General features: G+C 59.5%; 13 protein-coding genes and 1 tRNA gene. 10 read left to right on the top strand and 4 right to left on the bottom strand.

The annotated features are described in order from the left end of the window. Positions 1–169: 169 nt before the first annotated feature. Entirely contained in the window at positions 170–952 is a 783-nt protein-coding gene (locus GQO94_RS18085; protein WP_232333015.1) for an SDR family oxidoreductase, read from the top strand. Between the two features lie 22 nt (positions 953–974). After that, the gene (locus tag GQO94_RS18090) at positions 975–1,982 is read left to right on the top strand and encodes a Rieske 2Fe-2S domain-containing protein (RefSeq protein WP_156842814.1); all 1,008 of its coding nucleotides are present in this window, start codon (positions 975–977) and stop codon (positions 1,980–1,982) included. 10 nt (positions 1,983–1,992) lie between these two features. On the opposite strand, the gene GQO94_RS18095 is transcribed toward GQO94_RS18090, so the two are convergent. Next, positions 1,993–2,769, bottom strand: coding sequence for an SDR family NAD(P)-dependent oxidoreductase (locus GQO94_RS18095; RefSeq protein WP_198046029.1), 777 nt, complete (start codon positions 2,767–2,769; stop codon positions 1,993–1,995). Then, on the bottom strand, positions 2,766–3,896 hold the full coding sequence (locus GQO94_RS18100; protein WP_156842816.1) for an LLM class flavin-dependent oxidoreductase: 1,131 nt from the start codon (positions 3,894–3,896) through the stop codon (positions 2,766–2,768). Before GQO94_RS18100 ends, GQO94_RS18095 begins: the two co-directional genes overlap by 4 nt. Positions 3,897–4,006: 110 nt before the next feature. On the opposite strand from GQO94_RS18100, the gene GQO94_RS18105 reads away from it, so the two are divergent. Then, a complete protein-coding gene (locus GQO94_RS18105; protein ID WP_198046030.1) occupies positions 4,007–4,990 on the top strand; it encodes a LysR family transcriptional regulator in 984 nt (327 codons plus the stop codon). 644 nt (positions 4,991–5,634) lie between these two features. Beyond that, complete coding sequence (locus GQO94_RS18110) at positions 5,635–6,957, top strand: tyrosine-type recombinase/integrase (protein WP_156842818.1); 1,323 nt, start codon at positions 5,635–5,637, stop codon at positions 6,955–6,957. Here GQO94_RS18110 and GQO94_RS18115 read toward each other — a convergent pair. Continuing rightward, positions 6,941–7,207, bottom strand: a complete 267-nt coding sequence (locus GQO94_RS18115) for a hypothetical protein (RefSeq protein WP_156842819.1) — start codon at positions 7,205–7,207, stop codon at positions 6,941–6,943. The genes GQO94_RS18110 and GQO94_RS18115 overlap by 17 nt on opposite strands. A gap of 204 nt (positions 7,208–7,411) precedes the next feature. Here GQO94_RS18115 and GQO94_RS20865 point away from each other — a divergent pair, with 204 nt between their 5' ends. The 5 genes from GQO94_RS20865 to GQO94_RS18140 all read left to right on the top strand — a co-directional run bounded on the left by GQO94_RS20865 (position 7,412) and on the right by GQO94_RS18140 (position 12,115). Next, the gene (locus GQO94_RS20865) at positions 7,412–7,609 is read left to right on the top strand and encodes a helix-turn-helix transcriptional regulator (RefSeq protein WP_198046032.1); all 198 of its coding nucleotides are present in this window, start codon (positions 7,412–7,414) and stop codon (positions 7,607–7,609) included. 159 nt (positions 7,610–7,768) lie between these two features. Further along, positions 7,769–9,676, top strand: coding sequence for an AAA family ATPase (locus tag GQO94_RS18125; protein WP_156842821.1), 1,908 nt, complete (start codon positions 7,769–7,771; stop codon positions 9,674–9,676). A gap of 329 nt (positions 9,677–10,005) precedes the next feature. Then, positions 10,006–10,740, top strand: a complete 735-nt coding sequence (locus GQO94_RS18130) for a hypothetical protein (RefSeq protein WP_156842822.1) — start codon at positions 10,006–10,008, stop codon at positions 10,738–10,740. 213 nt (positions 10,741–10,953) lie between these two features. After that, positions 10,954–11,373 (top strand): hypothetical protein, encoded by a 420-nt coding sequence (locus GQO94_RS18135; protein ID WP_156842823.1) that lies wholly within the window; start codon positions 10,954–10,956, stop codon positions 11,371–11,373. A 319-nt stretch (positions 11,374–11,692) separates the two neighbouring features. Beyond that, entirely contained in the window at positions 11,693–12,115 is a 423-nt protein-coding gene (locus GQO94_RS18140) for a hypothetical protein (RefSeq protein ID WP_156842824.1), read from the top strand. Positions 12,116–12,404: 289 nt separating this feature from the next. On the opposite strand, the gene GQO94_RS18145 is transcribed toward GQO94_RS18140, so the two are convergent. Next, positions 12,405–12,496: transfer RNA gene (locus GQO94_RS18145), tRNA-Ser, on the bottom strand. A gap of 268 nt (positions 12,497–12,764) precedes the next feature. Between GQO94_RS18145 and GQO94_RS18150 the strand changes: the two genes are divergently transcribed. Further along, entirely contained in the window at positions 12,765–13,604 is an 840-nt protein-coding gene (locus GQO94_RS18150; RefSeq protein WP_156842825.1) for a DUF1134 domain-containing protein, read from the top strand. Positions 13,605–13,664 lie beyond the last annotated feature (60 nt).

Consider the following 13,664-nt stretch of genomic DNA (forward strand, 5'->3'; position numbering starts at 1 on the left):
AATGACAATCCGGGTGTTGGCGACCCCCGCTCGGGCTACGCCCTCACGGCGCTCGCCAACACCCGGATCAAGTGGCCTGGTTTTACTCCGCCTAATGGACGACTTTTACTCCGCCGTTGACACTGTTCGTGGATGGCGGATACACCGCAGGATAATCGGAAAATACAACGTGACGACACCACTCAAGTCTCTGTTTTCGCTCCAAGGAAAGACCGCGCTGGTAACTGGCGGGTCACGCGGTCTGGGCTTTCAGATCAGCGAAGCGCTGGGCGAATTCGGCGCCAAGGTCATCATCACCGCGCGCAAGCAGGACGAACTCGACGAAGCGGTCGCTACGCTTTCGGAACGCGGTATCGCAGCCCAGGCGATCGCCGCCGACGTTTCCGATGTCGACGAACCCGAACGGGTCGCCGCGCAGATCGAGGCAGAGGGTGGCCGGGTCGATATCCTCGTGAACAATGCGGGGACATCTTGGGGGTCGAAGACGGAAGACATGCCCATCAAGGGATGGGACAAAGTCATGGCCATCAACCTGACCGCGCCGTTCCTCCTTTCACAACAGATGGCGAAGCGCTTCATGTTGCCGGCCGGATGGGGCCGCATCATCAACGTCGCATCGGTCGAGGGCATGCAGGGCCACCACCCCGAAATGATCGGGACGATCGCTTACAATGCCAGCAAGGGCGGGGTGATCAACTTCACGCGCGCGCTCGCCGCCGAATGGGCCGCGCGCGGCCTTACCGTGAACGCGATTGCGCCTGGGTATTTCCCCTCAAGGCTCACCGACTACACGCTCGACAAGCATGGCGATCACCTGATCCGAACCACGCCCAGCGGTCGTCTGGGCAACGACGATGACCTTAAGGGCGCCGCCCTGTTGTTCGCCAGCGATGCGGGCGCGCATATCAACGGACAAGTTCTTGCCGTTGATGGAGGGGCGTCGATCATCTGATTTTTGATACAGGAGAGGTGCCGTGAACAAGATCAGCAAATTTGGTACGCGCTATCCCTTCCATCCCTTTCCCACGGGATGGTTCGCGGTCGGTTTCGCCAACGAACTGGCGCCGGGAGATATCCGTCCCTTGCGCTATTTCGACCGCGATCTGGTCTTGTTCAGAACCCAAAGCGGCAAGGCCGTCGTGACCGATGCGCATTGCCCCCACCTTGGCGCCCATCTGGGCTATGAAAGCTGGATCGAGGGTGAGACGATCGTCTGCCCGTTCCACCAATGGCGTTATGGGGTGGACGGGGCGTGCAAGTCGGTCCCGTTCTCCAAATCGATTCCGCCGCGGGCAAAAGTGAAGGTCTGGCCGACGGTTGAGCGCGGCAATATGATCATGCTGTGGCACGACCTTGCCGACCGGGAGCCGTTCTTCGAGCTGCCTGAATGGGACGAAACGGGCCGGGTGGAAGGCGCGGGTTTCCAGAAGTTGCATGACGATTTCGGCTCCCCCCATCCGCAGGACGTCTTCGAGAACGGCGTCGACTTCGCGCACTTTCCGGGCGTCCATTCGTCCGGGCAAGCTGTGTCAGACGGTCCGATCAAGGCCGACGGGCATCGCTTTTACAGCCCGGTCCGGATCCTCCCCACGGATTACGACGGGCCGACCGACAACAAATCGGTCGGGTCCACCGTCGAGAGCGAAGTGCTGGGCGGCGGCTTGTCCCGTGTCGAAAGCCGTACGCCGCATGCGCCGGGCCTGACCACGATCTATTACGTCTCGGTTACGCCGGTGTCGGCGGAGCTGAGCCACTATTGGGTGCGCCAGACGTTCCTGCGCGATGCCGATTGCCCGCTGAGCGACGAACAAGCCATGGCCTTCACCAGTCTGGCGGCCAAGCACGGCGAAGCGGAGCAGTGGAGCGACGGCAAGATCTGGCCGCACAAGGCCTATGTCGAACGGCCGCTGCTGGGCGCCGCCGACGGCCCGATCCTGAAGTATCGCGACTGGTACGCGCAGTACCACCCGGAAATCGCGTAAACTTCGCGGGTCAGGCCGATTTCATGCGCTCGATCGTCGCGCCGAAATGCGCATCGGCCTGATCCACGAAATCCGGATGGGTCAGGATATACGGGCGGTTTTCCAGCGAACCTGAAAACGCGATTTCCGCCGCTTCGTCGGCGGTGATCGATCCCGGCGTTGCCTGATGATCGGGCTCGCTGTGATCGAAGATCGCGGTCCTTACCGGGCCGGGCAGCAACATCGAGACTCCGATGGGGGCTGCGTCCTGCTCCATATCCGCGCGCAATCCGTCGGCGATCGGCCACAGGGCATGCTTGGCCGCGCAATAGGCGGACAGGTCGGGATAGCTGAGCATCGCGCCGGTCGACGAGGTGATGACGATCTGCGCGGGTATCTGCGCGGTGCGCATCATCGGCAGGAAGGATTGTACGGTCTGGACCGTGCCGATAACGTTGACGTCGAACAGGGCGCGCAACCGCGCTAGCGGCATCTCCCCGATGCGACCCTGCCTGAGAATGCCCGCATTGGCGAAGAGCATCACGATTGGCGGGCATTGCGCCGCAACGCGCGATGCGAAGGCATCGCTCGCCGTAGCATCCGTCACATCCAACGGTCGTGCCAGACACGCGGCTCCCGCTTGCTCGACCAGTTCGGCCGTCTGCGCCAACGGCGCCTCGTTCACGTCGCAGATCGCCACCGCCATTCCGCGCCGCGCGGCGGCTAACGCCAGCGCGCGCCCGATACCCGACCCCGCACCGGTAATGACAGCGGTATTGCCTGTCAGCGACAGGTCGGGCCGGATCACCGGAAGTGCGGGATGACGTGCGTGCCGATCTTGCGGAGCGTTTCCATTTGCGCCCAGTGCGGCACCGTACCCATGTTGGTCATGAACAGAATTTCATCGGCTCCCGCATCGGTCAATTGCTGCACGTAATCAATGCAGTCTTCCACGGTGCCATAGGCGTTCTGCGCTGACAGGATCCCTGAGCTGGGCTTACGATCACCTTCGCGCTCCTTGAGATCCATCGTCAGCGTCTCGGACGCCAGCTTGGTCGTGATGATCGTGTTGGTGCCTTCCTCGACCAGCTGATCGTCCCAGGAATCAGGATCGGGGCAGGGACCGCCGCCGTACCAGTAGTTCAGCGATTCATAGAAATACCGCTGCCCCCGCAAGCCGATCTTGCGCGCCTCTTGCGCATCGTCGAGCACGATCGTCGGACATAGCGCCGCCAAATGCTGGATCGGGCGATAGCCGACCTGATCGCGTACATCACGGCTCTGCCAAGCGTCGCGATAGATCTTGTTCTTTTTCGCCACTTCTTCGGGCCCGCCGAAACCGAGCACCAGAGCGCCAAGACCGCGCTGACCCGCGCGGGCGAGCGTATCGAGGTTCGTGCACGCCATGTACATGGGCGGGTGCGGGCTCTGGAACGGCTTGGGATGGATCGGACGCGGCGGGATCGTCAGATGCGGTCCGTTGTGTTCCACCTCGTCTTCCATGAACATGCGCGGGATCAGGTACATCGCCTCGTCGATGATCGGCTGCAGTTCTTTCAAGTCATAGCCATAGGCTCCCGCCTCCTGCTGGCTGCCGCCCTTGCCGACGCCAAAATGCACGCGCCCCTTGGAGAGGATATCCAGCGTCGCGACACGCTCCGCCACCTTGATCGGGTGGTTCATGGCCGGCATCAGGCAGACGACGCCGTGACCGATGCCGATGCGCGATGTTTGGCCTGCCAGGAAAGCAAGGAAGGTTTCGGGTGCGGACATGTGCGCATAATGGGTCAGCGAAGTGTGCTCGACGCTCCAAATCACGTCGAACCCGAGCTTTTCGGCAAGAAGGGCCTGCTCCATCAGCTCATTGAAGACCTGCACTTCGCCACGGGGCGAAGCGTCCACGATTTGTGCTTCGAAAATCAGCGAGAAACGCAATTGAACCTCCAGTCGGTGTCTGTGCAAACCGTCGGCGCGATTGGGACTGGTTTCAAATGCCCTTTGCGTGCCATATTGTTGACATGGCAGCATCGCTCTCAAGTGAATCCGTGCCGCGAGAGGTCGCGACCCTGCGAACTCTGCGGATCGCAAAGCACTTTCCGTTCTTTCTCGTCGTAGCTGAAGAGCAGAACCTGCACCGCGCTGCCGAACGCTTGAATATCGCGCAATCAGCGCTTTCGCGGCGGATCGCCGATCTTGAAAAAGAGCTGGGCAATGTAAAGCTCTTCGAACGGCAGGCGCGCGGGGTCGAAATCACGCCCGCCGGACGCCTGCTTGCGCGCGACGTGCGCGAAATCCTCTACGACATCGAAGAAACGAGCCGTCGCGTCGCGCGCCTCGCGCACGGCGACATGGGCACATTGCGCCTCGCGTTTTCCGAAGCGATGATCCGCCGCCATCTCCTGCCCAGCGCGATCAAGCAGTTCCGCACCGCGTATCCCGACGTTGAGTTGAAGGCATTCCCTTTAACGTCGGAAGCGCAGCGTCAGAAAATCCGGGGCGGTGAAGTCGACATCGGCTTCGTGATCGAGGAAGCGAATGACGCGGAGGAATTCAACGTGCTGCGGGTCGGGATGGACAAGTTCATGCTGGTCCTGCCGGTCGATCATCCCTTGACCGCGAAGGACACGGTGTCGATCCGGGATCTCGAAGGCGAGCAGCTTATCTTTCCGGCCCGCAAGCTGTCACCGCGCCTGTTCGACCGGATCGTCTCGGCTTTCGATGTGAACAATGTGTCGCCGATCATTTCGGTCGAGGTCAGTGCGGTCGATATTGCTTATGGCCTTGTTGCCGCGAGAATGGGGCTGGCTATCGTGACGGCGGTCGCGGTGTCGAGCGCGCCCGACGACGTGTCCTTCCGCGAACTGACCGATCTCGACTTGCCGTTGCAGCTCACGATGATCTCCCGCAAGTCGAGCGAGGACGCGCTGCTCGCCAATTTTGCCGCGATCGTCGAGGCAGGGCTCGATGATCGAAAGCCGATCGAGGGTTCCGGCGATCCGATCCCGGCCGAGACCGTAGCCTTGAGCTAACGCGTCTGCCGCGCGGAACTTGAGATCCGTGCGACAGCGAGGCACGAGCCCGAGTGATACCGGTGCCACGTAGCGTTTTCGCCTTCCGAATTTCAGCGGCTCGGCGGTCGTTATACGTTGAGCCTATGTGCGAAGGATCGCTGCGTCTGCTCAAGCGCCGAGACCCTAGCCGCAATGCCCGTACCGATGCGCCGCGATGACCAGGAAAGCCAAGTCAAGCCGGCTGCTAGCCTGGCGATGCACGAAAACGTTGTGCTAAGCGATCTGGCTCCGGGATAATAATGACGCCCCGCGCCAGGACGGAACTCGTCGCGAGCTGGCGGCAGAACGTCGTCAGCTCGGCTATCATCGCTTGGGCTATCTGCTGGCAAAGCCGAAAAGGCTGATATCTCATAAAAATGGCGGAGACGGAGGCCGTAATTCCGAATCGCCACAGGCCGTCATGGCGCGTCGAGACGGGAAACAACCAATTGAAAAGACGCCAAATATAGGCGTCATGGGGCGTCACTAGGCGTCAGGGTTGAAAGTGCTTGGCGAGCGATTTCGGTGAGTGGCAGACCTGTCACTAGCCACTCACCGGAGCCCCTAAAATGCCTCTATCCGTCCCCACGATTAAGAAGCTTGTCACTGCACGACGTCCTGGCATGTGGGCCGCTCGAAATGGACTGAATCTGTGCATAGCGGCCAGCGGTTCGGCATCATGGAGCCTACGATATACTAACCGATCGGGTAAGCGTCGGCTCATGAAGCTGTCCGACTATGAACCGATTGACGCAGCAGTGCTGGCGGGACTGGAAGCGGAGGCAGCGGAGCAATTGAGGGCGATCAAGGCGGGAGGTGATCCACTCGCCAATCGCAAACCAGCGATTAGCCAAGCTGCAAATTCGACCATTGAAGGGCTGATGGATGCCTTCAAAAATGCAGGCGAACGCAACCAGCATAGAGGTTCGCTTCAATCCGACAACGCACTGGTAGGCATGACATTTCGGAAGGCGGCGCTGGCTTACATCGAACAGAACCGTTCGGGTTGGAAAAACGAAAAGCACATTACGCAATGGGAGAACACGCTCGCAACGTATGTCTATCCGATGATCGGTGACACTCCCGCGCATAAAGTGACAATGGACGATGTGATGCGCGTCCTACAACAGCCGTACAAGCGTGGCGATTATGACGGCATATTATGGAGCGGTGCGCGGGAAACAGCGTCGCGTGTCCGTAGTCGCATTGAGACAGTCATTCATGCGGCCAAGGCGCAGGCATTAGCCGATAATAGCAATCCGCAACGTCAGGCCTTGTGGCGCAACCATTACAATCCAGCGGATGCGAAAGCGCTCAAGCACGCTGGTCTAAATGGCAAGCAGATGAAGTCCAATCACGCAGCGATGGATTGGAAATTTGTGCCTACTTTCGCGCAAGAGTTGCAACGCAAATCCGATTATTCAGCCAAGTCACTATTGCTGACGATACTGTGTGCGACACGTACAAGCGAAACGCTCGACGCAACATGGAGCGAGTTTGATTTGGATGCTGCGACTTGGACCATTCCGGCAGCGCGGATGAAAATGGCCAAGGAACACCGCATTCCGCTATCGGACGCCGCGATTGCCCTGTTACGCGGCAACCTGCGCATACAGGGAAACGAATACGTGTTCCCCGGTGTGCGCAATGGCAAGCCGTTGTCCAACATGGCCATGCTCCAAATGCTGCGAGGGATGCGCGAGGGTGCAGGACTGACAGTGCATGGTTTCCGCTCCACATTTCGCGACTGGATCACGGAAACGACGCTGCACCCTGATACGATAGCAGAACAAGCATTGGCGCACACGATCACGAACAAGGTCGAACGTGCTTACAGGCGCGGTGATGCATTCGAACGTCGCCGCGATCTGATGCAGCAGTGGGCCGATTATCTAACCTGCGACACAGCCGCATATGTCGAGCGATGGTCTAAATTTTTGGTTTGATCGTGGGTATTTTGGTCAAGTCATATCCAAAGATGTAGATAACGCATGCACCTGCTGACTTCTTGATCATGTCATCAACGAATGAATCCACATCCATTTGCAACATGCTGATAAACATGGGCGCGTCAGTGCATGATTTTCCAGATGCAGACGCGCCCATTTCAAGTTCACTCTGGAAAACCTTCACTAATATCGCCTTTGGATTGTCAGGAATAGGCGCGTCGGCTCCTTCATAGTGTATCTCGGGCATTATTTTTCCTCTTGACGGTGAGTGGCGACTAGAGCACCTTACTGCCATAGCTGCAATGGCCTGATGGCCGGCGGCGTTCGAGGTCGGATGATCTCTGCCGGGAGGGAAACCCGGCGTAAGGGTTGGAATGGCCTATGCCGTTTGGAGCGGTGCTCGCGGAGTGGATGCCCCGCATCCCCAGCAATTGAGCCGAGAGCCATTCCCATGAGCGACATCACCGTACTTACTATCGAGCAAGCGTGCCGCGAAATCGGCCTGTCCGAACCGACCATGCGCCGACGTGCCGCTGCCGATCCTGACTTTCCGCGCAAGATCAAGCTGAGTGCGCGCCGCGTTGGCTATCTGCGCAGAGACATAGAGGATTACCTCACTCGCCAGCGCGAGGCCGCGTTCGCGTCCTGATCGATCCCTTTCAGTCACTATCGGTCAGCGGGATCGGTGAGTGACGGAAATCGATCAAGGAATTGCGCGACAAATGGCGGAGAGTGGTTCCGCTTGTGCCCAAAAATGAACCCGTCGCCTCGGTCGTGAAAGCGACGGGTTCCAAAGGTTTTGCACTCAATGTTTACTTCAGATTCAGCCAGCGTGCAAGTTCCGCGCGGCGTCGATTGGGCTCTATACGCTGCGGGCTGCGGCTTTCGAGTGATCCCACTCTCAGAAAGCAAAGTCCCGTTTGGCAATGCCGAAGTCGCCGCAGCGCAGGGAATACCAGGACCACTTGCGGGGCAAGGCGGCGTCTATTTGGCAACTCAAGATTCAAGGCGCATTCGTGCCATGTGGGCGAAATGGCCGAACGCGAGCGTGGGGCTGGCCATGGGCAATGGCCTATTGGCGCTCGATATAGATGAGAAGAACGGCAAGTCCGGCAGCGCCACCATGGAAGTGAACGGCTGGCTGGTTCCAAAAACGGCTATGCAGCGAACGCCCTCAGGTGGAGTTCATTACCTAGTCACGATTCCCGCGAGCCAAATTGCGCCCACCGATAAAGGAACTGATGGACTAGGTGATGGGATCGATCGACGTGGCGATGGCGGATACATCGTCCTCTACGATTCAGGTATTCTAAGTTCCCAGCGCGCAGTCGCCCCGCAATGGACGATGCGCAGCGCTCCTGCCGCTCGCGATGCAGGCCGAAAGTTTCCGCCGGGAAAGGGCAAGCTAGCTCCCACTTACGAACTTGCTTTGGAAGCATTGCGAAGTTGCGATGTGGATGCTGATCGCAACCACTGGCTCTTGGCCTCCGGTGCGTTCGTCACCGCGTCTGTGGGTTTGGCTACTACCGAACAACGATTGGCAGATTGGCAGGCATGGTGCGCCGGTCATGGTGCGACCAATGATCCAGCCGCCAACGTTCGCCAATGGCGCGCATGGGAGCGCAGCGGAACCGACGGTGACTGGCTTACATTGGCCAGGCTAAGCGGCAACATTAATGCAATGGGGTGGGCCGCGTTTGGTGGCATTATGCCAGCGATACCAATCACCGGTAAAGCGTCCTCCAAACGCAATCTGTTTGTTCGCGTTGCCGATTTGCAAGCCAGTCCGCCGGTCTTCCTAATCGACGACATAATGGAAGTGGACTCCACGGCCTGCCTTTTTGGTGATCCCGGTTCCGGCAAATCGCTGATCGCAATGGATATGGCTGCGTGCATCGCAACTGGTCAGGAATTCCACGGCCATAAAGTAAAGCCCGGCTCTGTGTTTTACATCGCTGGTGAAGGTCAGAACGGTTTGCGGCGACGTTTCGCAGCTTGGGAGGCACTGCAAGACAAGTCGCTCAAAGATGCGGCGCTGTTTTCATCTACAGCTTCAGTTCGGTTGCTCGATGACGATAGCGTGAGCGAAGCGGTCGGAGCAATCGACCAGTTGGCCACGCGTTATGGAATGCCGCGATTAATCGTCATCGATACATTAGCCCGCAATTTCGGCGCAGGCGATGAAAACAGCACGGAAGCGATGAATAAGTTTGTCGCCGCTCTCGACAGGTTGCGGGAGCGATACGCAGGATCAACAATACTTATTGTCCATCACAGCGGGCACGGTGACAAACAACGTGCCCGTGGATCGTCGGTACTACGGGGCGCGATCGACTGCGAGTATAAAGTTGAAAAGACAGGCGATAAGGTCACACTCACCAACAGCAAAATGAAAGATGCGAAACCACCATCCGCCATGTCATTTGTGCTGTCTCAAGAAGCAGGGTCGGTCGGGCTCGAATACACCGGTGCGAGTAGCGATAAAATCAGCATTCATGATCGAATGGCGTTGGACGCGTTGGCAGCGATCGGCGGTGCTGGAACCAAGGATGAATGGCGTGGACGGTTTTATGAGCGCCACCAGTCTGACAAAATTGATACAAAACGAAAGGCGTTCGATCGCGTCGTGAAAAGCCTCGTCACCCGACAAGCGGTCCAGTTGGACGGTGGCGAGGTTTATAGAATTCCGCCAATGCCGAGGTTTGTTTCGCGCTGATCTTTAGGCCGGACGGACGGGACATTGCCGGACATGTCCGGATGTCCGCCTAGTGTCCTGTCAGCAGTTGCCCGGACGGACGGGACACACCCCTAAGGGGTGTCCCAATGTCCGGCTGCGGACGTGTTCTCAAATTTGGTTATCTGTGGGGCATTTATAAAATTGCTACAATTGTAGCAATATCGTCACGTTTCAGAATAACGGACAAGACAAATTGAAATTGCATCAAACTTACACGCTGGTAAGTACTTCAAATAATTGAGAAAAATGTTGACATATAAGATGTTCTCGGAGAACAATTGGTCATCCCAAAAGACTGGAGTTGACCGATGTATGAAATTACCCGAACCGAGACTGCGCACGGCCTGGTCTTCGCGCTGCGAACCGAAGGTGGCGTCTCGCATGGCGCGCTTGCATCGGCATCGCTCGCCGATGCGCGACTGCCCGCCGCGCTCGAAGGGTTCGTCGCCAATGCGTCACAGCTTGCCCGCACTCTTCGTCCTGAGCACGCGCCCGACGCGATCCGGCAGGCCAGCGGCCCGGTGATGCTCGCGCTCGGCAATGCGATCGAAGCCGAAGGGCGCGCCGCCGCCGAACACGCTGCCACAGTGCAACGCACGTTGATTCCGCCCGCATCCGTCTCGCGCGATCGTGCGAGTGAATACCGCAGCCTTCACCGATCCTTGCCGGTGGGCGACCAAATGGCGCGCGTCAAAACAGCCGGGATCGAAGAACTGGCAGCGCTGCTCGAAGCGCCCGATCTTGCCGGGCTGGCCGAGCCGGTGCGCGAAGCGGTGCGGGAGCGAGCGTTGCGCCTCTTTCATATCGAGCGGGCAGGCACGCAAGCAGACCACCGCAAGCAGCCGAGCCTGGAGCGGATCATTGCCGTTGGCCCTGATGTCGAAGCCGCTGAGGCGAGCGCGGCGGAGGGTATCGCCCGCCTGCGCGCTGAGGGCGATCGGATCGAAGAGGCTGAATCTTCTCTGCAAGGCATCCTCACGATGTTGGCGATCATGCTGGACGTGCCGCGCGAAGACGTGCTGCGGCTGGCGATGGGCGCATGAGCCGCACAATCACTTTGCCCGCAGTCGTGATCCTGCCTGCCGTGCCGCGCGCGCCAGTTGGGCAGGTTCACGCTGCAATCGGGGCAACGCGGCAGCGTGTGGCGCGCTGGCGGCGGCACGGGTTCCCTTGCTCAAATGCTGGAATGCTGCCTGTCAGCGCCGTGGCCGCGTGGCTCGCTGCGCGCGGCGTCAACATTCAATGGATTTGATGACATGACCGATTTTGATCCGCCGAATACGGCACCGGCACGTTTGCCAAACGGTCAGTTTGGTCCTGGCAATCCGGGCCGACCAAAGGGCTCACGAAACCGCTTGAACGCGCAGTTGCTCGACAAGCTGGGCGACCTGACATCGCAATCCATTTTGGTGCTCAGAGAGAGACTGAACGCCAACGATTTGAAAGCGGCGATGTACATCCTTGATCGGTTCTTGCCGACCAGCCGAAGCATCGAAATCAACTCGACGGAACCGAACGCGTGGGCGGACGCGATGGCCGCTGGCGACCTCACGGTAGCGGAGGGCCACAAGGCCGCGAGTGCGTTGAAGCTCATCGCAGACAGTCAGGAAGTACGGGACCTGCGCGCTAGGCTCGACGATTTGGAGCAGGTGATAGCCGCAGCGAAAGGCCGGTAATGTCACGCGTGAGCCTTGCGAGGCGGATGGACCGCATTCACGCCCACTATCGCCCAACGCAGTCGCTAGAGGGCAGGGTGGACGCACTGAGCGACCTTGATCGGCGCGTATACCGGTCATGGGTCGCGGAGCGAGAACGCATAATTTCCCGGCACGAATTCGAACCGGGTGAACTTTACGAAGCGTGGCTCGATGGTCGCCTGCGGTTGCCAGCCATGTCCAAACATCTCCGCGAAGCACTGTGGCCCGAATGGCCCGACTTCAACAGCGATGATCTGGCGCGGACATACACCGACATGTTGATGGAAGGATCGCACGAATGACCTACACGACGCACGGCGCAATCATGGTCGCCGCCCCACTTCAAATGCTCACGGTTGATGATGATACTGGCGTCCTGCGACGGTTTACGCTGCGCGAATGGTTGCAGGCGATTGGCGGCATGAAGAATCACTACGCATTGAAGCGCTCAAATCAGGTCTACCATGTCGACCACCTACGATATGAGCGCGATGGTGACTTCGACATGCAACGTGATGAGTTGGGAAGGTGGTTCCTTAGATTGAACCTGACAGCCTTAGTTTGCCTCGCCATCACACACCAAGGTTGGGTCGGATCGGGCACGCTGCAAAAGGTGTTTGCTTACCGTGAAGATGCCAAGGCAGCACACCACGACTTGATGCAACTGGTTCGGGCGACTGAGCAAGCCGAGGCACAGCGATCGGTCAGCTATAGAGGTTAGCGCAACACTTCGGCCTAGGCTTTGAGCCATTTGGGGCGGAGGCTACTTCCGCCGTCCGATCGCGTTGCAGGGAGCCCCCCCACCCCCCCTTAGCGGACGGGGTATGAGTGCCGCCCAGATTTGACCTGCACATAATCTGTCCAGCCCAAAACACGTTTGAGACGCCACGAAACGCCACAAACAGTCAGTAAAAGTCATTCTTAGTCGGGAAATTCGGTCAGTGATTCGGTGAGCAGCTTCACGCCAAAACCTGAAAAATCCCCAGTTCGCGGGCATTTTCAGGCTTGCATGGCGGAGACGGAGGGATTCGAACCCTCGATACCCCGATAGAGGTATGGCTCCTTAGCAGGGAGCTGGTTTCAGCCACTCACCCACGTCTCCGCATCGCGGCCAGCGCGAGCGGCGGCCTATAGCGGGGGTGGGGGTGGGCTTCAAGGGTTTCGCGCAGGGTTGGGCAATTGAGTTTGCGATTGAGTTTGCGATGGCTTTTTGCCGTCGTGGCGGATTCGGCTGATCGCAAAAGCGACTCGGTTCGTCGCGGCGTTCATTGCGAGGTCAGGCGTGGTGGACTCTGTTGCGACCCGGAGAATGGGGCCGGGATCGCGCAGCTTGCGTCGGATCTGCCAGGTCCGGAAGGTGGGATTTCATCATGATGCCGGGAAACCGCAATTCGTTCGTGGCTGCAGTCTTCGCGCTGCTGGCCGCCGTTTCGCTGGCCACGCCCGCCATGGCGCAAGTCCGCGCTGTCGACCCCGATACCGCCATCGACGGGGACCTGATGGGCGGCAGCAGCACGCCGATGCCACCGCCGGACAGCCCTTATCCGGCCACCGTGCCATCTTCTTCGGCGTCCTCTTCCTCGCCTGCGTATCCGGTTGCGACCCCGACGATCGATGCCGCCCCCCAGGCCGACCCCGCTATCGGGAACGGGGCGCCGATCGAAGCCGAAAGCGGCGTCGATACCTGGCAGGCGCGCGATCTCGGCACCGAGCCCACAGCGGCGACGACGACCTACCGCAAGGATGACCTGATCGGCGCGGCGGAGGGCGTGTTCGGGCAGGGCGCCGAAGGGCTCGCCAGCATGATCGAGGATCTGCTGCGCAAGCAGGGCGAGCCCAACGGCTACATCATCGGCCGCGAAGGGTCGGGCGCGTTCGGGGTCGGCGTGCGATACGGCTCGGGTACGCTGCACCACAAGGTCGAAGGCACGCGACCGGTCTACTGGACGGGCCCGTCGATCGGGTTCGATGCCGGGCTGAACGCGGGCAAGGCCTTCGTACTGGTCTACAATCTCTACGATTCCGAAGACCTCTATCACCGCTTCGCCGCCGGCGAGGGCCAGGCCTATCTCATCGGCGGGTTCAATGTCAGCTACCTCAGGCGCGGCGATGTCGTGTTGATTCCGGTGCGGATGGGGGCGGGGCTGCGCCTCGGCGCCAACATCGGGTACATGAAATTCTCGCACAACCAGCGCTGGTTGCCGTTCTGATAGACAGCGCCGCGGGCTTGATCGGTCAAGCGCCGCTTGCGCGCCTCAGCGCCCGGCGCT

Origin of the sequence: Novosphingobium aquimarinum (genome assembly GCF_009746585.1) — a bacterium.
In the GTDB taxonomy this organism is placed as follows: domain Bacteria; phylum Pseudomonadota; class Alphaproteobacteria; order Sphingomonadales; family Sphingomonadaceae; genus Novosphingobium; species Novosphingobium aquimarinum.

Excerpts from the sequence above, each read along its gene's own strand:
- GQO94_RS18110 (WP_156842818.1), top strand. The coding sequence starts at position 5,635 with ATGTGGGCCGCTCGAAATGGACTGAATCTGTGCATAGCGGCCAGCGGT.
- GQO94_RS18115 (WP_156842819.1), bottom strand. The coding sequence starts at position 7,207 with ATGCCCGAGATACACTATGAAGGAGCCGACGCGCCTATTCCTGACAAT.
- GQO94_RS20865 (WP_198046032.1), top strand. The coding sequence starts at position 7,412 with ATGAGCGACATCACCGTACTTACTATCGAGCAAGCGTGCCGCGAAATC.
- GQO94_RS18125 (WP_156842821.1), top strand. The coding sequence starts at position 7,769 with ATGTTTACTTCAGATTCAGCCAGCGTGCAAGTTCCGCGCGGCGTCGAT.
- GQO94_RS18130 (WP_156842822.1), top strand. The coding sequence starts at position 10,006 with ATGTATGAAATTACCCGAACCGAGACTGCGCACGGCCTGGTCTTCGCG.
- GQO94_RS18135 (WP_156842823.1), top strand. The coding sequence starts at position 10,954 with ATGACCGATTTTGATCCGCCGAATACGGCACCGGCACGTTTGCCAAAC.
- GQO94_RS18140 (WP_156842824.1), top strand. The coding sequence starts at position 11,693 with ATGACCTACACGACGCACGGCGCAATCATGGTCGCCGCCCCACTTCAA.
- GQO94_RS18150 (WP_156842825.1), top strand. The coding sequence starts at position 12,765 with ATGATGCCGGGAAACCGCAATTCGTTCGTGGCTGCAGTCTTCGCGCTG.